The following is a 22,091-nucleotide window of genomic DNA, read 5'->3' as shown; positions in this document are numbered from 1 at the left end:
TGTCTATGACAACTAAAGCTAAAACATCATCAAAAGTGTTGCCTGACGGCCCAGATTGGACGTTTGATATGCTCGAACGCTATCATACTGAGATCAAGCGCGTCGCCGCCTTGTATAAACTTGATACCTACCCTAATCAAATAGAAGTCATCACGTCTGAGCAAATGATGGATGCCTACTCAAGTATTGGTATGCCGATTAACTATAATCACTGGTCATTCGGCAAAAAGTTTATACAAACCGAGCAGGGTTATAAACATGGCCAAATGGGCTTAGCGTATGAAATAGTCATCAACTCTGACCCTTGTATTGCCTATTTGATGGAAGAGAACTCAGTGACCATGCAAGCCTTAGTGATGGCGCATGCTTGTTACGGTCATAACTCGTTTTTCAAAGGTAATTATCTATTTCAGACTTGGACGGATGCCAGTTCCATCATAGATTATCTACTATTTGCTAAGAACTACATCTCTGAATGCGAACAAAAGTATGGGGTTGAAGATGTAGAAAGAACGCTCGATTCTTGTCATGCCTTAATGAACTATGGTGTTGATCGCTATAAGCGCCCTGAAAAGATCTCAATGGCAGAAGAAACCATTCGCCAGCAGCAACGTGAAGCATACTTACAGTCTCAAGTGAACGAACTGTGGCGAACTGTGCCTAAAAATCGCGAAAAGGAATCTGAGCAAAAGGTACTCTTCCCTAGTGAGCCTCAAGAAAACCTCCTCTATTTCATTGAAAAAAATGCACCATTGCTGGAGCCATGGCAACGTGAAATTGTTCGCATCGTCAGGAAAGTAAGCCAATACTTCTACCCACAAAAACAAACACAAGTCATGAATGAAGGCTGGGCAACGTTCTGGCACTATACCATTCTTAATCACCTATATGATGAAGGCTTGGTCAGCGACAAATTCATTTTAGAGTTTCTGCATAGCCACACGAGTGTAGTCGCACAACCAGCCTATAACAGCCCTTACTTTAGCGGCATCAATCCATACGCCCTTGGGTTTGCCATGTTTAGAGACATAAAACGTATCTGTGAAGAGCCAACGGATGAAGACAAGGAATGGTTCCCAGACTTGGCAGGTAGTGACTGGCTTGAGTCCTTACACTTCGCCATGCATAACTTTAAAGATGAAAGCTTCATAAGCCAGTATCTGTCACCAAAGTTAATGCGAGAGTTTAAACTGTTTTCTATTCTTGATGATGATAGAAAGAACTTTATTGAAATTTCGGCTATACACGATGAATCGGGTTACCGAAAAATACGTGAAAAGTTAGCGGCGCAATATAACCTCAGCAACTTAGAGCCCAACATCCAAGTCTATAATGTCGATGTTCGTGGTGATCGTTCTCTCACTCTACAACATGTCCCCCACAATCGAATTCCATTAGATAAAGGGTACGACGAAGTGCTTAAGCACCTCTATCGACTTTGGGGCTTTGATGTCATTTTAGAAGAAGTAAAAGAATCTGGACGACGAGAGATCCTGGCGACTTGTCCAAAACGCGAGGCTTACAATTCGAGTATTTGACCACCATTAATTACAGCAAAATAAAAAAGCGGCTCCTATAAAGGAGCCGCTTTTACTGCTGAACGTTAACTGTCTAAATCGTTAATGAACCTAAATGGTTACGAAACGATACCATTCAACGTTGCGCTTGGTCGCATCAATGGTGCCACCAATGCATCATTAAGTAAGTAATACCCACCTAAATCGCCAACAACGCCTTGCGCGGCATTCAGTTCAGAAACAATCACACTTTCGTTAGAAGCCAGCTGCTCTGCAATTGGAGCAAATTCATTCGCCAGTGCTGCATCTTCAGTTTGTAGCGCCAGTGCTTGAGCCCAGTAAAGAGCCAAGTAGTAATGTGAACCACGGTTGTCCAACTCACCCACCTTACGTGACGGTGACTTGTTCATGTCTAAGAACTGCCCTGTCGCTTGATCCAGCGCTTTAGCCAGTACGTTCGCACGTTCGTTGCCACTGACTGTACTCAAGTGCTCTAGAGACGCTGCTAGCGCGAGGAACTCACCTAGAGAGTCCCAACGTAGGTGATTTTCTTTTTGAACCTGCTGTACGTGCTTAGGCGCGGAACCGCCAGCGCCAGTTTCAAATAAGCCACCGCCATTCATTAATGGAACAATCGACAACATCTTCGCAGACGTGCCCAATTCTAAAATTGGGAACAAATCCGTCAGGTAATCACGTAACACGTTACCAGTTACTGAAATGGTGTCTTGGCCTAGTTTAATTCGGTCAAGAGAGAAAATGGTCGCTTCAAGAGGTGCAAGAATGCGAATATCCAAACCATTCGTATCGTAGTCAGGTAAATATTGGTTTACCTTTTTAATCAACTCTGCATCGTGAGCGCGCGCTTCATCTAGCCAAAATACGGCAGGTACACCTGTCGCACGAGCACGTGTCACAGCTAGCTTAACCCAATCTTGAATCGGAGCGTCTTTAACCTGACACATACGGAAGATATCGCCCGCTTCTACTGCTTGCTCAATCAATACTTGACCTTGTGCGTCAACAACAGACACAGTGCCTGCACCATCAAGAATAAACGTCTTGTCGTGCGAACCGTACTCTTCTGCTTTTTGCGCCATCAAACCAACGTTTGGCACACTACCCATGGTAGTAGGATCAAACGCACCGTTCTCTTTACAGAAGTCAATCACAGCTTGATAAATGCTTGCATAGCTGCGGTCAGGAATCAGTGCCTTGGTATCTTGCTGTTTACCATCCGGTCCCCACATTTGACCAGAAGATCGAAGCATTGCGGGCATAGAAGCATCAACGATGATGTCACTTGGCACATGAAGGTTCGTGATACCTCGATCAGAGTCAACCATCGCTAACGGGGGTTGTGTCTCGTAGACGGCGGCTAAATCGGCTTCAATTTCTGCTTTTTGCGCCGTTGGTAGTGACGCAATCTTAGCGTACACATCACCAATACCATTTCGAACATCGACACCTAACTCATTAAATAGAGCACCGTGCTTTGCAAATACTTCTTTGTAATACACTTCAACTGCATGACCGAAAATGACAGGGTCTGACACCTTCATCATTGTCGCTTTCAAGTGTAGAGAAAGTAAAACACCTTGCTGTTTTGCTTCTGCAATTTGCGCTTCAAAGAACGCGACCAGTGCCTTCTTATTTAACACCGACGCATCAATAATTTCACCAGAGAGTAATGATACTTTCTCTTTTAAAATCGACACTTCACCGTTAGCAGAGGTGAACTGGATTTTGACATCCGTTGCTTGATCAATCGTGACTGATTTTTCGCTACCGAAGAAATCTTTATCTGCCATGCTAGCAACATGGGATTTTGAATCTTTTGACCACGCCCCCATTGAATGCGGGTTTTTCTTGGCGTAGTTCTTTACTGATAATGGTGCGCGACGGTCTGAGTTACCCTCTCGGAGTACTGGGTTTACCGCACTGCCTTTAATCTTATCGTAGATTGCTTTCACCGCTTCTTGCTCAGCTGAGCCAGGCTCTTCTGGGTAATCTGGTAGCGCGTAACCATTGGCTTGTAGCTCTTGAATGGCTGCTTTTAATTGCGGAATAGAAGCCGAGATATTAGGCAGTTTGATAATGTTTGCTTCTGGCGTCGTCGCCAATTCACCTAACTCACTAAGCGCATCACCAATTCGCTGCTCTTCTTTCAAATAGTCAGGGAAGTTTGCAATAATGCGCCCTGCTAATGAGATATCTCTCGTTTCAACGTCAATCCCAGAAGACGCTGTGAATGACTGAATAATCGGTAGTAGTGAGTACGTCGCAAGCGCTGGCGCTTCATCAGTAATCGTGTAAATAATGGTCGGCTTTTCTGTAGGCATGAAATTTCCCTATCGTTCTAATTGGGCAAGGTTACCCTTATCAATTAACGCATACCGAAAAAGGCAGCGTAAACGTTGTAACTGTACCAACAAGCCTCATACTGCACCCAATGTGGTGCATAAATAAGCAATCAGAGGCTTTTAGTTCAGTTAAACGAAATCCTAAGCAACTATAATTAAACAAAAATGAGCAATTAGTCTATTATCTTGTGCATTAATCCTGTTTTTGAGCGCGCTCATGATAGCTCAAAACAGCGGTAGACAAAACTAAAGCACACAGTTTGTTTACATTTTTGCAGGGTAGTTAACATGACATTTAAAACAACACGTGAACCATCTAAGTCACGTGCCGCGACTAAATCAACACGTTTCAAACAATCCACTGGGCAATCGACATCCTCTCATCGTCGACCATCGCGTCGCCGAAAAACGGAAGACGTGAAACCAAAAGTGTCTATTGCTGAGCGAAAGGTCATCATTTTTAACAAGCCTTTTGATACGCTCAGCCAGTTCACCGATGGTGATGGAAGGAAAACACTGGCCGACTTTATCTCTATTAAAGATGTTTATGCTGCAGGAAGGCTGGACCGAGACAGTGAAGGACTGCTCATTTTAACTAACGACGGCATCTTGCAGGCTCGCTTGACTCAACCGAATTCGAAATCGGAAAAAACTTATTGGGTTCAGGTTGACGGAGATCCGTCAGAAGATGATATTCAAAAACTAAGAGATGGCGTGACACTTAAAGATGGACCAACACTACCCGCTAAAGTGACTCGTATGGATGCACCCGATGTCTGGGAACGAAATCCGCCGGTAAGATTTAGAGCGAATATCCCAACAACATGGCTTTCGATTACCTTAATTGAAGGGCGAAACCGCCAAGTTCGCCGAATGACGGCTAATATTGGTTTTCCAACGCTTCGCCTAATTCGCGCTTCTATGGGGCAGTTTACGCTAAGTAATTTGCAACCGGGTGAATGGGAATTACTTCCTGCCGATCACCCAGCGCTGAGTCGTTAACTGCGTAATAGGAAACGGTACGACTTCATAACGGTGTAAACGTTAGTTTGAATCGCCCGTCGTTAACGAAGCCACTAACTGACGAACATGCTCAAGATCCTCCGGTGTGTCCACCCCTGCCGGAGGCGCTTGTAACGCCACATCAACATGGATTTTTTCACCATACCAAAGCACTCTCAGCTGCTCTAAACATTCCACTTTTTCTAATACACTTGGTGCCCAAGACACATAAGTGTTAATGAACCCTGCACGATAGGCATAAATGCCAATATGTCTAAGTAGAGGGTGAGCTGGCGATTGTTTAGGATCTTGGCTATAAGCGTCGCGATCCCACGGAATAGTGGCGCGACTAAAATACAGCGCATAGCCTTGTTCATCCGTGACAACCTTGACGGCATTAGGGTTGAACGCTTCTTGCTCGGTCTCAATACGAACACCTAACGTCGCCATTGGTGCCGTGCTTTGCTGCAAATTATTCGCAACTTGCGCAATAATTTCTGCGGGTATTAAAGGTTCATCCCCTTGCACATTAACAACAATATGCTCCGGTTCTATTGCCATTAATTCAACCACTTCAGCCAAACGCTCTGTCCCTGACTCATGGGTTGGAGAGGTCATACACACTTCTGCGCCAAAGCTTTTTGCAGCTTGCTCAACACGCTGGTCATCGGTGGCAATAATGACTCGCTTGGCCCCCGATAACATCGCTTTTTCATAAACATGCTGAATCATCGGCTTACCCGCAATATCCGCCAGTGGCTTGCCCGGTAATCGCGACGACTCGTAACGCGCTGGAATAATGACTGTAAATGACATTATCGCCCCTCTTCCATCGCCATCGTTCTTGCTTCTGGCTCTAACAACACTGGGATTCCTTCCTTAATCGGGTATGCCAATCGATCTAGCTTACAAACCAGCTCTTGTTTATCTTTATCGAACGTCAGCTTACCTTTACAAATAGGGCACGCTACAATTTCCAGAAGTCTATGATCCATAACTCTCTATAACCTTTCTAATTTTTATCAGTATTTCTTCGCTGTCTTGGTCTGTAAAATTTGCAGATACTGGTAAGTACCACCAATTTTCATGAGCAAAGTGTCGGCATTTTACCGCGTCTTTTTCTGTCATAATGACATTATCAACACCTTGCTCAAGTGCGACAAGCTGTTGTTTATCAAAATCTTTATGGTCTGCAAAACCCTGCTCTCGCACTAAGTTTGCTCCCAATTGATTTAACGTAGCAAAGAACCTTGGTGGATGTCCAATACCAGCGAATGCAGCCAGAGTACCCAATTCATTCACGGCCACTTTCTTTCCAGAGAGTAGATTCACCGCCAACGTTGGCTCTAAGGTAAATACTTTCTCACTCGTCTGTTGTGAGCCGCTACCATTGGTCACTATCAAATCAACGTCTTGCAGTCGAGAAAGCGGTTCTCGCAAAGGTCCCAAGGGCAATAGCGCTTCGTTACCAAAGCGACGCTGTCCATCAACGACAACAATTTCAAATGCTCTGTCTAGTGCGTAATGTTGTAAACCATCATCGGTAATCACCACATCCACACCCAGTGTTTCCAATTCTTGCACGGCATGTGAGCGAACAGGATCAACGACAACTGGCACGCCAGTACGCTCAAAAATCAACTTTGGTTCGTCACCACAATGCTGTGTCGACGTCTGTTGATCAACGCGTAGAGGATATTGTGGAGACTTGGCACCGTAGCCACGCGACACGACGCCCGGTTTAAAACCAAGATTGGCGAGCTGCTCTACCAGCCAGATCACCATCGGTGTTTTGCCATTCCCACCCGCGGTAATATTGCCCACCACAATAACGGGTAATGTTGAACGGTAAACCGTTTTTTTACCTTGGCGATAAGCCCGTCTGCGTCTCGCCGTAATCACGCCATAAAGTTGGCTCAATGGCCATAGCACCACCCACAAAACAAAACGCAGTGGGTGCTGTTCGAACCAAAGCTTTTCAATCACGAATGATCACCAAACTGAATACGGTGTAGCTGAGCATAAGCGCCTTGATGAGCGATCAATGTCGCGTGATTGCCGCGCTCTATGATTTCGCCTTCGTCAACAACCAAAATCTCATCCGCTTCTTCAATAGTTGAAAGGCGGTGAGCAATTACCAAGACCGTTTTATCCTTTTGCAATTCATCGAGCGCCGATTGAATCGCACGTTCAGATTCGGTATCAAGTGCAGATGTAGCCTCATCTAGAATCAGAACTGGCGCATCACGTAACAACGCTCTTGCAATCGCGATTCGCTGACGCTGACCTCCAGAAAGGCTAGCACCATTTTCACCAATCACTGTATCCAAACCATGCTCTAAGCCATCGATAAATTCCATGGCATGAGCTTGTTTTGCGGCGTGCTCAATTTCTTCACGGCTATATTTCCCTTGCGCCGCATAAGCGATATTGTTAGCAATCGTGTCGTTAAATAAGTGTACGTTCTGCGAGACAAGCGCAAAGTGTTGACGCAAATTAGTGAGCTTAATGTCATCGATTTTGTGACCATCGAGCGCAATATGTCCGCTATCAACATCGTAGAAACGAGTGAACAGATTGGCAATGGTACTTTTGCCTGATCCTGAACGCCCCACTAATGCGATAGTTTTACCTGCCGGTAAATCAAAGCTGACATTACGCAGCGCTGGCTTCTCCGTACCTTGATAGGTAAAGGTAATATCATTTACGCTAATGTCACCTTTAACGGACTTCAACTCTGTCGTGCCATTGTCTTTCTCAGTATCGAGATCGATTAACGCAAATAACGTTTGGCTCGCGGCCATACCTCGTTGGAACTCAGCAGTCACACCCGTTAACGCTTTAAGTGGACGCATTAAAGAGAACATCGCGGAAAAGATAACCGTAAACGTACCCGGCGTTAGCTCACTGCGTACCGAATCAAAGCTTGCTAAATACAACACTGACACTAAAGCCAACGATGCAATCATTTGAATCACAGGGTTAGCAATCGCTGACGCTGCCACCATTTTCATGGTCTGCTGACGCATTTGGTTGCTCATACTGTCAAAGCGCTCGCCTTCCACCTCTTGACCACCATAGGTCAAGACCACTTTGTGGCCTTTTAGCATTTGCTCTGCTGATGTGGTCATCTCTCCCATAGAGGTTTGCATGTTACGGGAGATTTTTCTAAAGCGTTTCGATACAAATCCAATCGCCCAAGCCACAACTGGGGCAACAACAATCAGTACTAAGGACAACTGCCAGCTACTCCAAAACATCAAGAACAGCAGCCCAATAATACTGGCGCCCTCTCGCACAATACTTACCAAAGAACGGCTCGTGGCACCTGCGACCTGTTCTGAGTCATAAGTAATGCGTGAAAGTAACCCACCCGTTGATTCCTTATCAAAAAAGGAAACCGGCATGTGCATGAAATGACTGAATATCTTTCTACGTAGCTGCATCACAACATTGCCTGATACCCAGCTTAAACAGTACGTCGATACAAAACCGCTCAAGCCCCGTATAAGCATCATACCAATAATAATCAGTGGCAAGACTTTAAGAAAATTAGATTCAACATCACCAAACCCTTCATCTAAAAGCGGTTTAAGCAAAGAAAGCATGTAAGTATCTGCTGCGGCATTGATCACCAGCGCGATAACGGCAACCGTCAATCCAGTTTTATACTCACGGATATACAGCCACAAGCGCTTAAAGGTCTGCAGTGTGGTTTCATCTTGATTTAGTGACATAATTCTTCAATCATTTTCATCTTAATTTTCTTTTATTCTACTCCGCTTCTTAACATCTGCCTATACCAAGGGGCGAGCTTATCGCCTCTGAGAGTGAAAGCGCTCACTTCTTGTGCACTAAATGACAAATTCACCTGTCCCACTGAGCCAGTGTCGTACCATTTGGCCCCATTTTGTATATAACGAGCCTTCACATCCGGATTGGGTAGATTCCATCGCCCTGCAAAACGCGTCGATGCAATAGCATGCTGCGTACGAATTCGATTAAGCAACCATTCCGAAGATGATGTTTTACTACCATGATGCGGAACCAACATAGCGTCCACATCCAACAAAGGTAGATTACGTGCGAGCAAGATTTCACTAATCTGGTCAATGTCACCAGTAAATAACACTCGATAGTCATGAGACTGCCCTTTTGGAGAATAAGTCATGAGAACAACACAAGAGTGTGGATTATAGGCACGTGCTACCAGCTTAGGCGGCCACAGCGCCTCGAACGTTACCTTGCCCCATTGCCAAACCTCGCCAGCGATACACGGCAGTTCAGTCGCATCAGCGTCAGATTTTCGAATCCACTTTGGCTGCCATTGCCGTTGTAAATTCACTGAGCCACCAGCATGATCATTATCGGCATGACTCAAGATAATGCCTTCTAGTGTGTTCACCCCTAACTGAGCAAGTGTGGGGGTAATTAGACGCTGAGCAATACTAAATCCCGCCATTTCCATACCAGTATCATAGATCACTGCTTCATTGCCTTGCTGAACAATGACGGCTAGACCATGACCGACATCCAACACAACCACCCGAAAATGATGCTTTTTCTCTGCGTCTATCCATAAAAAGAGAGCAACCACTGCAATGATGGATACCCAACGCACCGTTATCCATTGCCAACATAAACCCGCTGCAATGACGAATAGAATAGGCAGTACATAATGAGGTTCCAACTCTACCCAGAACCAGCTGGAATAAGACATCGCCTTAATTACCACGGATAATAATGGGTCCATCACCAAGTCATAGAGGCCAATATCGTCGATTCCCATCATTGATGCTACTAAACTAAATACTGTCATCAGCAATAATGCAGGCATAACAATAAAGCTGAACCAGGGCACAAAAATGAGGTTGTATAACGCACTCCCCAGTGACGCGCCATTAAACACAATAATCAACAATGGCAAAAACAACACCGCCAGTCCGATATGAAATAATAAACCACTGCGTATCTTCCCTGCTTCAATATACTGAGGTTGTCTTAAGTAAGTCGCTAATATCACTAACGCACTCACCGCATAATACGACAACCAAAAGCTCATGCTTTCAGATGAAAATGGCAACACTGTCAGGACTAAACCCGCGCTAAAAAGTAACATGGCGACAGCATCGGCTTTAATACTTCGAGAGTAAATAACATAGAGGGTCAAAAGCATCAGCAGTGCTCTGACCGTTGGAATGGGGAAATGCGCTAACGCACCATAGAAACCTGCGAAAATAAACCCACAGGCAACTGCTAGCCAAGGTTGTGCAGCAATGAATAACGCTATTTGGGTAAACCATCGCTTCTTGCCACTTCGACGCTGGCTTTGGCTTTGGCTTTGGCTTTGGCTTTGGCGTGATAGCGCACCACATAACAGCCCAACGGCCCGCCCAACGAAGACGCCAATGGAAAATATAATGGCGATATGAAGCCCCGATATCGCCATTAAGTGCGACAGACCACTTTCGCGTAAACTGGCCCAATCATCGGCGGTTAATTTAGAACGGTCGCCAAATATCAACGCTAAATAATACCCCTGATAGCGACTCATAGATGTTGCGCGGTATATATGGTTGTATATGTTCGACTTCCAGTGACGCTTACTCGACACCATACTATGAGCCGAATCATCAACCCTCGCCTGGGCAAGCAAGCCATGAGAAAAATAGTACTTTTCTTTGTCAAACCCCACCCTGTTCTTAACACCAATAATGCGCTTTAACCTCACTGGCACCATAACCCAAGCGCCAACGTCTACCGGCATAGATAACTTCAGTTTTATTTTCGGTCGATAAATCAAGTTAATCGACTCACCGTTGACACTGAAAACCGTCACGTCCGCCTCATAACCTTGACTTATTTGTTTAAAATAGCTGTCAACTCGCGCTTTTATGGTAATATCTGTGCCGAATCGAAAAAGCGCCTCTGTTTGGCTCTTAAGAAGATTCCCTTGAATTAATGCCACGGATAGTGCGATGAATCCCGTCAACAATATAAATCGACGCTTTATCAGCAAGGCGAAACTGATTAGGGATATAGGAATCAACCAATAGATAGTTGGCATCACAGGCCAAAAGGTTGCACTTATTAAAGTTAGGGTGTAAACCAAAGGTACAGTGATGCTTGTAAAGAGAGTCATGTTTCCCTATGCCAAGAAAGTTCATCAAACGTTTCATGCCAAATCACGAAGTGATCAAGCGACAAAAGGCTTTGAAAATATTCGGCAATGTCCTCTATAACCCCAACCTATGGTGTTTAAACCGCCGCTCTGCAGCGGGTGCGTTTGCCGTTGGTTTGTTTATGGCTTTCGTTCCACTGCCAAGCCAAATGATTATGGCTGCGGGTCTCGCAATTCTCTTCGGTGTAAACCTGCCTTTATCGGTTGCGCTGGTTTGGATCAGTAACCCAGTCACTATGCCTGTACTGTTTTATTTTGCGTATAAAGTCGGGGCGTTTTGCTTGAGCACTCCCACGCAACCGTTTCATTTTGAATTGTCATGGCAATACCTTTCTGAGCAAATGTCGACCATCGGGCCTCCATTTCTATTAGGGTGCCTACTTTGTGCAGCACTCGCGTCAATTGCCGGGTATTTCGGTATCCGTGGTTTATGGCGCTATTCTGTCGTCAGAAGTTGGCAACAACGCTCACTACGCTAGTCTCTGAGCGTATTGATGCTTGCATCATGTGTTGGCTAAATTAAAGCGTTACTCATAAGGGCGCAAGATCGTAGCGACAACCTATGAGGTAAATAGCAAAAGCGTGAAACTGTTAAGTACATCAGTTAGCAAAAAAAGGACCCTAGGGTCCTTTTTTATTAGTCATTATGTTATTCATCGTTATTTGGCACTTAGCACCGTCGCAGGGTTCAACTGGCTCGCTTTCGATGCCGGATACCAGGTCGCAACTAGGCTCAACGCTATCGCAGTTCCGGATACTAATGCTACATCGCTCCAAACTAACTGCGATGGTAAGAAGTCGACAAAATAGATATCACCAGATAAAAACTGATGCCCGACGAGTGTCTCGAGGGCTGATACGATTGGCGTTAAATTTAATGCCAGCAAGGCGCCCGCGATTCCACCGACAATGCTTCCCACCACGCCAGAAAATACGCCCTGCCAAATGAAGATCCGCCGTATCAAACCATCACTCGCCCCCATTGTTCGCAAAATCGCAATTTCTCCAGAGCGATCTTTTACTGCCATCATCAACGTCGAGACAATATTAAAACAAGCAACGCCGATGACTAACACCATGACTAAATACATAATGGTGCGGACCAATTCGATGTCACGATAAAGAAAGCCGTATTTTTGCTTCCAACTTCTTAAATACACATATTCAGACAAAGAGTTTCCGACTTGTCTAACAATTAGTGGCGCATCAAAGACATTATCGACTTTGATCGATACGCCACTGACTTTATCCCCCATTCGGACGTACTTTTGGGCATCTTGCAACGGCACTATCACCAAGCTGTGATCAATTTGACCGTTGAGCTCAAGTAAGCCTGTCACTTTTACCCGCACGCGCCTTGGTGACTGCACTTTAGTTGCATCACTGGTTGAGGGGATCATTAACGTAACAAAATCCCCTACCTTCGCGTTAACTTGCTCCGCCACCCCTTTGCCTAAAATGGCTTGCTGCTCTCCAGCACGAAACGCCTGCCAACTTTTCTCGTCAACAAAGCTAGGTAACGAGGAAACGGTTTGCTCTAATTGAGGATCAACCCCTCGAATTTCAACCGCTTTTAATTGACTGCCTTTCTCAACTAAGGCCGTCACTCGAATATAGGGCGCTGCTGCTTCAACATGTTCGTGCTTTGTTGAAGCAGCGACCATCTTTTGCCAATCGTCAATCGGTTGATTGACTCCTTCAAACTCACCATGAGAAATGACTGACAGTACGCGATTTTTAAGTTCTCGCTCAAAACCATTCATCGCCGACAAACCGACGATAATCACCGCGACACCCACAGCAATACCAACAATTGACGATATCGAAATAAAAGACACCATTCTATTGCGCTGCTTGGCTTGGCTAAAACGTTTACCAATAAAAAAGGATAATGACACGTCTATTCCTTACTTCTGCGCGATATCAATTAATAAACCATCTTGCATGTGAAGCTGTTTATCCATTTTTTCCGCTAGTTCGTTATCATGGGTGACCACTAAGAAAGCCGTGCCGTATTCCTTATTTAAAGTACGCATCAAATCATAAATAGCGAGCGCTGTTTTATGATCTAAGTTACCCGTAGGTTCATCAGCGAGCACCAGCGAAGGTTTGTTGACCAATGCTCGTGCAATTGCCACACGTTGTCGCTCACCACCAGACAGTTCCGAAGGGCGATGCGTCACACGATGACCTAAACCAACACGCTCCAATAAGTCATGAGCTTCAGCTTTTGCTTGTTTCACATTCATGCCACCAATTAACAATGGCATCGCCACATTCTCTAGGGCAGTAAAGTCACTCAATAGATGATGAAATTGGTAAACGAAACCCAAATGCTGATTGCGGATCTTCGCTTGTTGATTGCTACTAAGCGTCAACAAAGATTGACCTAAGAATTCAACCTCGCCCTGCGAAGCATCATCCAATGCCCCTAGCACATGTAACAAGGTTGACTTACCCGATCCCGATGAACCAATAATGGACACAAGCTCCCCTTTAGCAATCTCAAAACTGACCCCTTTCAAGACTTCGGTATCCACCGCGCCATCGTGATAAGTTTTTCGAATATTCTGGCAAGCGATTAAAGGACTACTCATATCTTAAAGCCTCAGCTGGTTTTACGGACGACGCACGGTAAGAAGGAAATAAAGTCGCCACCAGACTCAGTAGCACTGCGCCCACAACAACAATAACGATTTGGTTCGGGTTAATCATGATAGGCAACTGACCGCCAAAACTAAACAGAGCAACGCCCATCGCATCTAATAACGCGTTTAGGTTCTGAGCCATCAAAACGCCTAAGATGCCTCCTACGACCGCGCCGATAGCGCCGCTACTCGCACCTTGAACCATAAAAATCGTCAGCACTTGTCTATCTGACATCCCTTGGGTTTTGAGAATAGCAACCTCTGCTTGTTTCTCCATGACAACCATGATCAAAGCGGAAATAATATTAAAAGCGGCAACACCAATAATTAACCCCAGCATCAATCCCATCATATTTTTTTCCATTTTGACTGCTTGGAATAACTCTCCGCGCTGTTCACGCCAATCGCTCCAATGCCATGATTCCGGAAGCTCGTGTTGACTTAAACTCGAAACAACAAATGGATCTTGAAAAAAGAGTCGCCAGCCACTGGCTTCTCCCGGCTTAAAACGCATGAGTTTTGCCGCGTCCGATATATGAGTGATCACCAGTGAACTATCAATGTCTGACCCTGTGCTATACAAGCCCGCGATGGTAAACATCCGTTGACTCGGAATTCGACCTAATGGTGTGTATTGACTGGCACTGGTCACCATTAATCTAATTTTGTCGCCAACCTGAACATCGAGCTCTCGCGCCAACGTGTGACCAAGCAACACCCGATAGTCTCCGGCCTCAAGTTGATTGACACTGCCACTCACCATTCGATGGCGAATGGGATCATTACTCTCCGGTTCAATACCCAACATCATCACCGCGGCTAAGCCTTGATGGCTTTGAACCACGGCTTCACTTCGTACAATAGGAACTGGAGGCTGACTCGTTGGGTAGTCACTAAGAAAAGCTGGAGGTACCTGATCTGACGCTATAGTGCCACTTGAATGGGTGATAACCGCCTGAGGGAGCACGCCTAAGATACGCCCCTTGAGTTGCGCCTCAAAACCATTCATCACCGATAGCACCGTCACCAAAGACAGCACCCCGATGGTAATTCCGGCGGTTGATATATAAGACACGAAGCGGCTAAAGCGATCGCCTGACCGACCTCGTAAGTAGCGTAATCCGATAAAAACGGGTAATGGGTGAAACATAGACACAACCAAAGAATGAAATCTAAGGCTAATGTAACGATAAACGCGTTGAGGTTGTAGCCCTGAATGTGATTTTCGTTTTAAATGACAGACTTTTAACGATTTGATAGGGCAATTTCTTGATAACTCGGTGATACACAGAGATAATTAAGGCTATTAATCAGGGATTACCTATGTCACAGAATGACTTCTTTACCGTAAACGGCGCAATTCGAGCCAACATTGAGCCGATGGAAATTGGCGCAACACTACCTGAGTTAGACAGTTATCTGGCACAGATCCCTGCACCATTTGTGGCCTCTTGTGAATTCAGCCAACTCAATCAACAAAGAGAAGCCGCAAAACATGAGCTGCAACAGCAAAACCTTAAACAGGTTGCCGAGCTCATAGACCAGCAAAATACCAAGCTCAATCTGCTACTCAATTACATGATCGCTCAACAAGATGAACCCGCTTTCCGTCAAGTCACAACACGATTTGGCGCAGGAGAGATCGTCTACCGCAGTCAGACCCCTCTCAGCATTGGGCAGCTAGCGGTAATAAAACTATTTCTAGATGCACCACCCGCAGGCATTTATTGCTACGGTGAAGTCACTGACGTACAGCTTTCGGACTCAGAACATTCGGATTCAGATTACACCATCACTCTGACGTTCGTTCGCATTCTTGAGGAGCATCAAGACATGCTCATTAAAGCCGCCTTGTACCATCAACAAAAACTCTTAAGACAGCGCTCGCTTGATCGAGACAAAAGCTAATCACTATGACCAAGACTCCTATACTTCCCTTAAATATGCCGTCAGGTGCTGGCGACAAAAAAACGCTCGGTAACCTTCGGGGTGCATCCCTTGCTCTAGCCATCAGCGAACACGCGCAAGCGCATAGCAGCCATACGTTACTGGTGGTCCCCGACCCTCAGCTCGCGATTAAATTGCAAGGCGAAATCGAACAATTTTACTCGGGAAGTGTCGGATTATTTCCTGACTGGGAAACCTTGCCTTACGACAACTTTTCTCCGCATCAGGATATTATTTCGGATCGTATTGCCAAGCTTTACACGCTGCCGCAACAAAGTTCCGGCATCACTATTGTTCCTGTAAGCACATTGTTACAGCGACAATCGCCACGAGACTTCCTACTTCAGTACACTCTGATGGTCAAGGTTGGTGATTTATTCTCCTTACAGAAGCTTCGCCTGCAACTTGAAAGCTCAGGCTACCGCCAAGTTGACCAAGTCTTTGGTCCCGGCGAGTACGCCAGCCGAGGATCCATCCTAGACCTCTACCCAATGGGTAGTTCAGCCCCATATCGAATAGATTTTTTCGATGATGAAATCGATACGATCCGCACGTTTGATCCCGAAAATCAACGCTCTATCGATGATATCGATGAAATCCGCCTATTGCCTGCTCATGAGTTTCCTAGCACAAAGGAAGCAATAGAAGCATTTAGAGTTAGGTGGCGTCAACAGTTTGAGGCCAGAAGAGAGCCTGAATCCGTCTATAGCCAGGTCTCTAAAGGTGTTTGGCCTGCTGGTATCGAGTATTGGCAACCACTGTTTTTTGACCATACTGAAACCCTATTTGATTACATCAATGAAGACTCTCAACTCATTATGGTTGGTGACATCGATGCCTCCATCGACCACTTCCTTCTAGATGTTGAACAACGCTATGAACAGAGAAAAGTCGACCCATTACGCCCTTTATTGCCACCTATTGCACTGTGGCAACAAAAGGACGAGTTCTATTCTCACCTTAAGCAGCATCCTCAACTTATTTGTTGTAATGACGCCACCAGTGCCAAAGCGGGACGCCAAAATGCTGACATTACGCCGCTGCCAGACATTAGCGTTCAACACCAATTAAAAGAACCCATGGCGCAAGTGCGTCAGTTTACGGAACAATACGCGGGTAAAGTGATTTTCTCTGTGGAATCCGAGGGACGCCGAGAAGCACTTAACGAATTATTGCATCGCATTAAACTGCGCCCTCAAGAGCACGATAGCCTCCAGTCGGCATTGGCCAGCAATGATAAATTCAGCCTAGTCATTGGTCATTGTGAATACGGCTTTGTGCAAGGTCAGCGATTTGCTTTCGTTTGCGAAAGCGACATGCTGGGTGACCGTGTAGTACAGCGTCGTAAAAAAGAAAAACGCTCGGTCAACAGCGATACCATCATACGTAACCTTGCCGAATTAAAACCTGGTCAGCCGGTCGTACACGTTGATCACGGTATCGGCCGCTACCTTGGACTGCAAACACTTGAAGCTGGTGGCATCAAAACCGAATACGTGACCTTAGAGTACCAAAACGAAGCAAAACTCTATGTCCCAGTCGCGTCACTAAACCTAATTGGACGCTACTCAGGTGGAGCAGAAGAAAGTGCGCCTCTTCACAAATTGGGTGGCGAAGCTTGGACAAAAGCGCGCCGTAAAGCGGCAGAGCGAGTTCGCGATGTTGCCGCCGAATTGCTTGATGTTTATGCCAAGCGCGAACTTAAACCTGGCTATAAATTCCGCTTAGATAGAGATCAATACGCGACATTTAAAGCAGGCTTCCCATTCGAGGAAACCGAAGACCAAGCACAAGCTATTAACGCTGTGATGTCTGATATGTGCCAACCCAAAGCAATGGATCGATTGGTGTGCGGTGATGTCGGCTTTGGCAAAACGGAAGTGGCGATGCGCGCCGCGTTTGTCTGTACCGACAACAATAAACAAGTCGCAGTGTTGGTTCCTACAACATTGCTTGCTCAGCAGCACTTTGAAAACTTCCGCGACCGATTTGCCAACCAACCAATTCGTGTTGAGGTATTGTCTCGATTTAAAACGGCTAAAGAACAAAAAGTGATTCTCGAGGATGTTAAAGAAGGCAAAATTGATATCCTAGTCGGTACTCATAAACTGCTGTCTAATGACATCAAGTTTAATGATCTCGGCTTGTTAGTCGTCGATGAAGAGCACCGCTTTGGGGTACGCCAAAAAGAAAAAGTCAAAGCGATGCGCGCCGATGTCGACATTCTGACCTTAACGGCGACACCGATTCCACGAACCCTCAATATGGCAATGAGTGGCATGCGCGATCTTTCTATTATCGCTACTCCACCAGCACGACGCTTAGCCATCAAAACGTTTGTCAGGGAAAAAGACGACAGCACGGTCCGCGAAGCTGCCTTGCGTGAAATCATGCGTGGTGGGCAAGTATATTTCCTTCACAACCAAGTCGAAACCATCGATAAGGTCGCAGAAGATTTAGCAAAACTGATCCCAGAAGCGCGTATTACCGTCGCTCACGGTCAGATGCGCGAACGTGAACTTGAGCGCATCATGAACGACTTTTACCACCAACGCTTTAACCTGTTGGTGTGTACGACGATCATTGAAACGGGTATTGATGTTCCAACCGCCAACACCATTATTATGGATAGGGCTGACAACCTAGGGCTCGCTCAATTACACCAACTACGTGGCCGTGTTGGACGCTCCCATCATCAAGCTTACGCATACTTGCTGACCCCGCATCCAAAGGCTGTCACTAAAGACGCAATTAAGCGCTTAGATGCCATTGCATCACTAGAAGATTTGGGGGCTGGCTTTACCCTTGCCACCCACGATTTAGAAATCCGCGGTGCCGGTGAACTGCTTGGCGATGAACAAAGCGGACAAATTCAATCGGTTGGTTTCTCACTTTACATGGAGATGCTTGAACAAGCAGTAGAAGCGCTGAAAGAAGGCAAAGAGCCTTCACTCGATGACTTACTCCGTGAGCAGACAGAAGTCGAAATTCGTATCCCAGCTTTACTACCTGATGACTACATTCCAGATGTCAACATGCGCCTTTCCATGTATAAGCGTATTGCTAGCGTCTCTGATAATGAAGAACTAAGTGAACTGAAAGTCGAACTGATCGATCGTTTCGGTTTACTACCGGACGCTGCAAAACATCTACTGGCTATCTCAGCAATGAAATTACGCGCCGCCGGCCTTAAAGTCAGAAAACTGGAAGCGCACGATAAAGGTGGATACATTGAATTTTATCCTGATGCTGACATAGATCCGACCTTCTTAGTTAAACTGCTGCAAGCACAGCCCAATAAGTTTGCCATGGAAGGGCCAACCAAGTTCAAATTCATAGAAAGCTTGACGGATCGCCGTAAGCGACTTAATTTCCTAAATAATATGCTGGAAGAATTTGAGAAAAATCGGGCCCCACATCGCTAGTACTAAAGCGCCAACTAGATTGATACGTAAGTTGATAGCTAGAGCCTAATGGGTGTGTGCAAACGAGCCATGAATTGTCTCGGCAACACCCTACATTAGTTGATATAATGTGATTAAACGCAATGATAGCGTTAATCAATGGAGAAAGAATGAAAAAGTTGATACCACTGCTGCTCCTATTAGTCTCTATGCCGAGCTTGGCACAGCGACAATTTGATATTGAAGTGATCATTTTTAAGCGCGCCGTGAATCCTGAAAAAGTAAACGAATCCTGGCCTAATGATATTGCACAAATCGACTTTAAACGCAGTGGTGCAATAACCGATGCCAATTATCGCGCATCCAAAGGCGTAAAAATGCTGCCTTATTCTGCTTACGAACTAACAGGCGAAGTAGAAAAGCTTAAAAAACACGCAGGCTACTCGGTGCTGTTTCACAAAGCATGGCGACAGGGCGACCAAAGTAAAGCCTACGCGCCAACCTTTCATATTCGTGCAGGTAAAGACTATTCTTCAACCTTTAATGTTGATGGCTCAGAAAAAGGCAATGACGATAATCATTCCTCACCTGTTGACGGAGTGACAGAAGTCGCGATCGATAAACCACTATATGAACTTGACGGTAAGCTACAGGTTTATGTTCAGCACTACCTCTATGCAGAAGCTCAACTTGACTTAAAAGCCCCAAGTAGCAAAGAAGTCGTGATTGCAGGCCCGACGCAAGTTGCGGATTCTGACCCTTTAACCACCTTTGCAGCAGTAAGTAGCGAAGAAGTAGCAGCGCCTATTTCTGAACCAATTACCGAGGATGCCAATGTCATTGCAGGTAACTTGCAGGACGTTGCCGTACAAACAGAAGTACAAACCTTTTTGAAAGACTATCGTCTCGACCAAAAGAGACGTATGCGCAGTAACGAAACTCACTACTTAGACCACCCATTATTGGGGATGATTATCCAAGTACGAAGAGTCGCCAATTAACTTTAAAAAAAGGCCCTATTATTGGGCCTTTTATTCTTCATGACCCAGCCAGATTATGAATGCAAATTACGCAATATACACCCCTCGCCTCTCTATGCGGTTGCTCAAACTGAGTGATGCTGCTGAGTTTGCCCACATCATTCGTCACTCTCCTTCTCTACACCAATGGATAGACTGGTGCCACACTGAGTTTAGTGATGCAGAAGCACACGAGTTTATTTCCGCAACAAGACTCAATTGGGTGAAAGCTAACGCGTTTGGTTTTGGCCTCTTTGAAAGAGAAACGGATAAATTTGTAGGGATGGTGGCACTTAACGAGTTTTACCATACCTTCAATATGGGCAGCTTAGGTTACTGGTTAGCGGATGCCTCGCACGCTAAAGGGTATGCAAAGGAAGGGCTTGAGGCGTTGATTGAATTTAGTTTTGCTAGCTTATTACTGACACGACTAGAAATTGTCTGCGATCCTAACAATGAACCCAGCCAGGCGTTAGCAACACGAGTTGGTGCAACCTATGAGTGCCTTGCTGAGAACCGATTTATATTTAATGGTCGACCAAAACAGGGGCAGGTGTATTCCATTATTCCACCCAAAAAATAAGGCACCCAATATTGGGTGCCTTATTCATCTTGATTATGTATGCGCATCTAAAGCCAATAAATAACCAGATATATCCTAGTGTAATTTAAGGTTAGGTCTAAGTACTCGGTTAATTCGACCTACTAACATCATCAAACCAGTCTTGATCACACCATGTAACGCCACCTGATGCATTCGGTACAGAGAAATATACACCACTCGCGCGATACGACCTTCAACCATCATTGAACCTTTCGTTAGGTTGCCCATCAAACTGCCGACCGTTGAAAAGCGGCTTAGGGAAACCAACGAACCATGATCGCTATACTGATAAGCCTTTAGTTCACGATTAGAAAGTTTCGCCACAATGTTACCAAATGCACGACTGGCCATTTGATGTGCTGCTTGTGCTCGAGGTGGCACAAATGAACCATCAGCCTGAGTACACTGCGCTAAATCACCGATCACAAAGATGTCATCGTCGCGAGTCGTTTGTAATGTATCTTTTACCACAAGCTGGTTAATTCGGTTGGTCTCAAGACCGGCAATATCTTTCATGAAATCTGGCGCTTTGATGCCTGCAGCCCAAACCATAATTTGTGCAGGAATATGCTCGCCATCTTTTGTTGTTAGACCCGTTTCGTCTGCCTGTGTCACCATAGTTGTGGTACGAACGGTAACGCCAAGCTTAGTCAGTTCCGAGTGCGCAGCCGATGAAATTCGTGGTGGTAGAGCAGGTAGAATACGTTCACCCGCTTCAATCAGGTTAACATTAAGCTTGCTCGAATCTAAATCACCAAAACCGTACGTACGCAGCTCTTTCACAGCATTGTGCAGTTCTGCTGATAGTTCCACCCCCGTTGCACCCGCACCAACAATCGCAATATCAACGGTACCGTGACCATTCTTTGCATGCAGCTTCAGGAATTCATTATTCATTTCCGTACGGAAACGATGAGCTTGCTCTGGGCTATCAAGGAAAATACAGTTGTCACGCACGCCTGGAGTATTGAAATCATTAGATTTAGAGCCGATAGCTAACACTAAAATGTCATAGTCAATCTCACGAGCAGGCATAAGCAACGCCCCGTGTTCATCTTTAAGCTCATCCAATTCAATGCGCTTTTGGCCACGATCGATCGCTTTTAGGCTACCCATTTGAAAGTCGAAATGATGATTTTTTGCGTGAGCACGGTAGCTAAGAGCATCAACACCTTCATCCAAAGAGCCCGTTGCGACTTCGTGCAAAAGCGGTTTCCATAAGTGACTGGCTTTACGATCAACTAACGTGATGTTCGCTCGTCTCTTTCTTCCTAGTGTGCGGCCTAATTTAGTCGCAAGCTCTAATCCGCCTGCGCCTCCGCCTACAACAACAATATTTGTCAAAATGGCTATCCTCTAAAAAGTGAAAAAATGGGGTGAGTCGCCCGAGTCACTCGAACAACTAA

The 22,091-nt window shown here is 45.5% G+C and carries 17 protein-coding genes; 7 read left to right on the top strand and 10 right to left on the bottom strand.

The features are described 5' to 3' along the window. Positions 1 to 5: 5 nt before the first annotated feature. On the top strand, positions 6 to 1,538 hold the full coding sequence (locus L4D74_RS17595; protein WP_428753649.1) for a SpoVR family protein: 1,533 nt from the start codon (positions 6 to 8) through the stop codon (positions 1,536 to 1,538). A 98-nt stretch (positions 1,539 to 1,636) separates the two neighbouring features. Here the strand turns inward: L4D74_RS17595 and L4D74_RS17590 are convergent, their stop codons facing one another. Continuing rightward, positions 1,637 to 3,859: an NADP-dependent isocitrate dehydrogenase gene (locus tag L4D74_RS17590; protein WP_428753647.1), complete on the bottom strand. Its 2,223-nt coding sequence runs from the start codon at positions 3,857 to 3,859 to the stop codon at positions 1,637 to 1,639. A 309-nt stretch (positions 3,860 to 4,168) separates the two neighbouring features. Between L4D74_RS17590 and L4D74_RS17585 the strand changes: the two genes are divergently transcribed. After that, positions 4,169 to 4,882 carry a pseudouridine synthase gene (locus L4D74_RS17585; RefSeq protein WP_428753645.1) on the top strand — a complete coding sequence of 238 codons (714 nt, stop codon included), beginning with the start codon at positions 4,169 to 4,171 and terminating at the stop codon, positions 4,880 to 4,882. Positions 4,883 to 4,924: 42 nt separating this feature from the next. Here the strand turns inward: L4D74_RS17585 and kdsB are convergent, their stop codons facing one another. The 5 genes from kdsB to L4D74_RS17560 are packed head-to-tail and all read right to left on the bottom strand — an operon-like array spanning position 4,925 to position 11,024. Further along, a complete protein-coding gene (gene kdsB, locus L4D74_RS17580) occupies positions 4,925 to 5,698 on the bottom strand; it encodes a 3-deoxy-manno-octulosonate cytidylyltransferase (protein WP_428753643.1) in 774 nt (257 codons plus the stop codon). Further along, entirely contained in the window at positions 5,698 to 5,877 is a 180-nt protein-coding gene (locus L4D74_RS17575) for a Trm112 family protein (RefSeq protein ID WP_250617016.1), read from the bottom strand. Before L4D74_RS17575 ends, kdsB begins: the two co-directional genes overlap by 1 nt. Then, complete coding sequence (gene lpxK / locus L4D74_RS17570) at positions 5,867 to 6,868, bottom strand: tetraacyldisaccharide 4'-kinase (protein WP_428753641.1); 1,002 nt, start codon at positions 6,866 to 6,868, stop codon at positions 5,867 to 5,869. Before lpxK ends, L4D74_RS17575 begins: the two co-directional genes overlap by 11 nt. Then, the gene (msbA, locus tag L4D74_RS17565) at positions 6,865 to 8,619 is read right to left on the bottom strand and encodes a lipid A ABC transporter ATP-binding protein/permease MsbA (RefSeq protein ID WP_428753639.1); all 1,755 of its coding nucleotides are present in this window, start codon (positions 8,617 to 8,619) and stop codon (positions 6,865 to 6,867) included. Before msbA ends, lpxK begins: the two co-directional genes overlap by 4 nt. A 32-nt stretch (positions 8,620 to 8,651) precedes the next feature. Further along, positions 8,652 to 11,024 carry a DNA internalization-related competence protein ComEC/Rec2 gene (locus L4D74_RS17560; protein ID WP_428753638.1) on the bottom strand — a complete coding sequence of 791 codons (2,373 nt, stop codon included), beginning with the start codon at positions 11,022 to 11,024 and terminating at the stop codon, positions 8,652 to 8,654. Positions 11,025 to 11,032: 8 nt separating this feature from the next. Between L4D74_RS17560 and L4D74_RS17555 the strand changes: the two genes are divergently transcribed. Next, on the top strand, positions 11,033 to 11,542 hold the full coding sequence (locus L4D74_RS17555; RefSeq protein WP_428753637.1) for a DUF2062 domain-containing protein: 510 nt from the start codon (positions 11,033 to 11,035) through the stop codon (positions 11,540 to 11,542). A 180-nt stretch (positions 11,543 to 11,722) separates the two neighbouring features. Here the strand turns inward: L4D74_RS17555 and lolE are convergent, their stop codons facing one another. Genes lolE through lolC form a run of 3 tightly spaced genes read right to left on the bottom strand, consistent with a single transcriptional unit; the run spans position 11,723 to position 14,861 of the window. After that, on the bottom strand, positions 11,723 to 12,967 hold the full coding sequence (gene lolE, locus L4D74_RS17550) for a lipoprotein-releasing ABC transporter permease subunit LolE (RefSeq protein ID WP_428753760.1): 1,245 nt from the start codon (positions 12,965 to 12,967) through the stop codon (positions 11,723 to 11,725). A gap of 3 nt (positions 12,968 to 12,970) precedes the next feature. Continuing rightward, complete coding sequence (gene lolD / locus L4D74_RS17545) at positions 12,971 to 13,660, bottom strand: lipoprotein-releasing ABC transporter ATP-binding protein LolD (protein ID WP_428753635.1); 690 nt, start codon at positions 13,658 to 13,660, stop codon at positions 12,971 to 12,973. Continuing rightward, positions 13,653 to 14,861: a lipoprotein-releasing ABC transporter permease subunit LolC gene (gene lolC / locus L4D74_RS17540; RefSeq protein ID WP_428753632.1), complete on the bottom strand. Its 1,209-nt coding sequence runs from the start codon at positions 14,859 to 14,861 to the stop codon at positions 13,653 to 13,655. The genes lolD and lolC overlap by 8 nt, the downstream gene beginning before the upstream one ends. Before the next feature lie 173 nt (positions 14,862 to 15,034). On the opposite strand from lolC, the gene L4D74_RS17535 reads away from it, so the two are divergent. The 4 genes from L4D74_RS17535 to L4D74_RS17520 all read left to right on the top strand — a co-directional run bounded on the left by L4D74_RS17535 (position 15,035) and on the right by L4D74_RS17520 (position 20,664). Next, positions 15,035 to 15,619, top strand: a complete 585-nt coding sequence (locus L4D74_RS17535; RefSeq protein WP_428753631.1) for a PilZ domain-containing protein — start codon at positions 15,035 to 15,037, stop codon at positions 15,617 to 15,619. Between the two features lie 5 nt (positions 15,620 to 15,624). Further along, positions 15,625 to 19,083, top strand: a complete 3,459-nt coding sequence (gene mfd, locus L4D74_RS17530; RefSeq protein WP_428753629.1) for a transcription-repair coupling factor — start codon at positions 15,625 to 15,627, stop codon at positions 19,081 to 19,083. Positions 19,084 to 19,232: 149 nt separating this feature from the next. Further along, a complete protein-coding gene (locus L4D74_RS17525) occupies positions 19,233 to 20,063 on the top strand; it encodes a peptidoglycan binding protein CsiV (protein ID WP_428753628.1) in 831 nt (276 codons plus the stop codon). Between the two features lie 55 nt (positions 20,064 to 20,118). After that, positions 20,119 to 20,664 carry a GNAT family N-acetyltransferase gene (locus tag L4D74_RS17520; protein WP_428753626.1) on the top strand — a complete coding sequence of 182 codons (546 nt, stop codon included), beginning with the start codon at positions 20,119 to 20,121 and terminating at the stop codon, positions 20,662 to 20,664. A gap of 75 nt (positions 20,665 to 20,739) precedes the next feature. Here the strand turns inward: L4D74_RS17520 and L4D74_RS17515 are convergent, their stop codons facing one another. Next, positions 20,740 to 22,029 (bottom strand): NAD(P)/FAD-dependent oxidoreductase, encoded by a 1,290-nt coding sequence (locus tag L4D74_RS17515; RefSeq protein WP_428753625.1) that lies wholly within the window; start codon positions 22,027 to 22,029, stop codon positions 20,740 to 20,742. Between the last annotated feature and the right edge of the window lie 62 nt (positions 22,030 to 22,091).

Source organism: Vibrio cionasavignyae (assembly GCF_050337155.1).
Lineage (GTDB): Bacteria > Pseudomonadota > Gammaproteobacteria > Enterobacterales > Vibrionaceae > Vibrio > Vibrio nomapromontoriensis.
Note: the sequence above shows the minus strand (reverse complement) of the source record. Positions and strands in the feature narration are given on the sequence as shown.

What these genes read in the sequence shown, in the direction of transcription:
- L4D74_RS17525 (WP_428753628.1), top strand. Translation starts at nt 19,233, where the DNA reads ATGAAAAAGTTGATACCACTGCTGCTCCTATTAGTCTCTATGCCGAGC.
- L4D74_RS17585 (WP_428753645.1), top strand. Translation starts at nt 4,169, where the DNA reads ATGACATTTAAAACAACACGTGAACCATCTAAGTCACGTGCCGCGACT.
- L4D74_RS17520 (WP_428753626.1), top strand. Translation starts at nt 20,119, where the DNA reads ATGAATGCAAATTACGCAATATACACCCCTCGCCTCTCTATGCGGTTG.
- L4D74_RS17590 (WP_428753647.1), bottom strand. Translation starts at nt 3,859, where the DNA reads ATGCCTACAGAAAAGCCGACCATTATTTACACGATTACTGATGAAGCG.
- lolC (WP_428753632.1), bottom strand. Translation starts at nt 14,861, where the DNA reads ATGTTTCACCCATTACCCGTTTTTATCGGATTACGCTACTTACGAGGT.
- L4D74_RS17535 (WP_428753631.1), top strand. Translation starts at nt 15,035, where the DNA reads ATGTCACAGAATGACTTCTTTACCGTAAACGGCGCAATTCGAGCCAAC.
- L4D74_RS17560 (WP_428753638.1), bottom strand. Translation starts at nt 11,024, where the DNA reads ATGACTCTCTTTACAAGCATCACTGTACCTTTGGTTTACACCCTAACT.
- mfd (WP_428753629.1), top strand. Translation starts at nt 15,625, where the DNA reads ATGACCAAGACTCCTATACTTCCCTTAAATATGCCGTCAGGTGCTGGC.
- kdsB (WP_428753643.1), bottom strand. Translation starts at nt 5,698, where the DNA reads ATGTCATTTACAGTCATTATTCCAGCGCGTTACGAGTCGTCGCGATTA.
- L4D74_RS17575 (WP_250617016.1), bottom strand. Translation starts at nt 5,877, where the DNA reads ATGGATCATAGACTTCTGGAAATTGTAGCGTGCCCTATTTGTAAAGGT.
- L4D74_RS17555 (WP_428753637.1), top strand. Translation starts at nt 11,033, where the DNA reads ATGCCAAGAAAGTTCATCAAACGTTTCATGCCAAATCACGAAGTGATC.
- msbA (WP_428753639.1), bottom strand. Translation starts at nt 8,619, where the DNA reads ATGTCACTAAATCAAGATGAAACCACACTGCAGACCTTTAAGCGCTTG.
- L4D74_RS17595 (WP_428753649.1), top strand. Translation starts at nt 6, where the DNA reads ATGACAACTAAAGCTAAAACATCATCAAAAGTGTTGCCTGACGGCCCA.
- lolD (WP_428753635.1), bottom strand. Translation starts at nt 13,660, where the DNA reads ATGAGTAGTCCTTTAATCGCTTGCCAGAATATTCGAAAAACTTATCAC.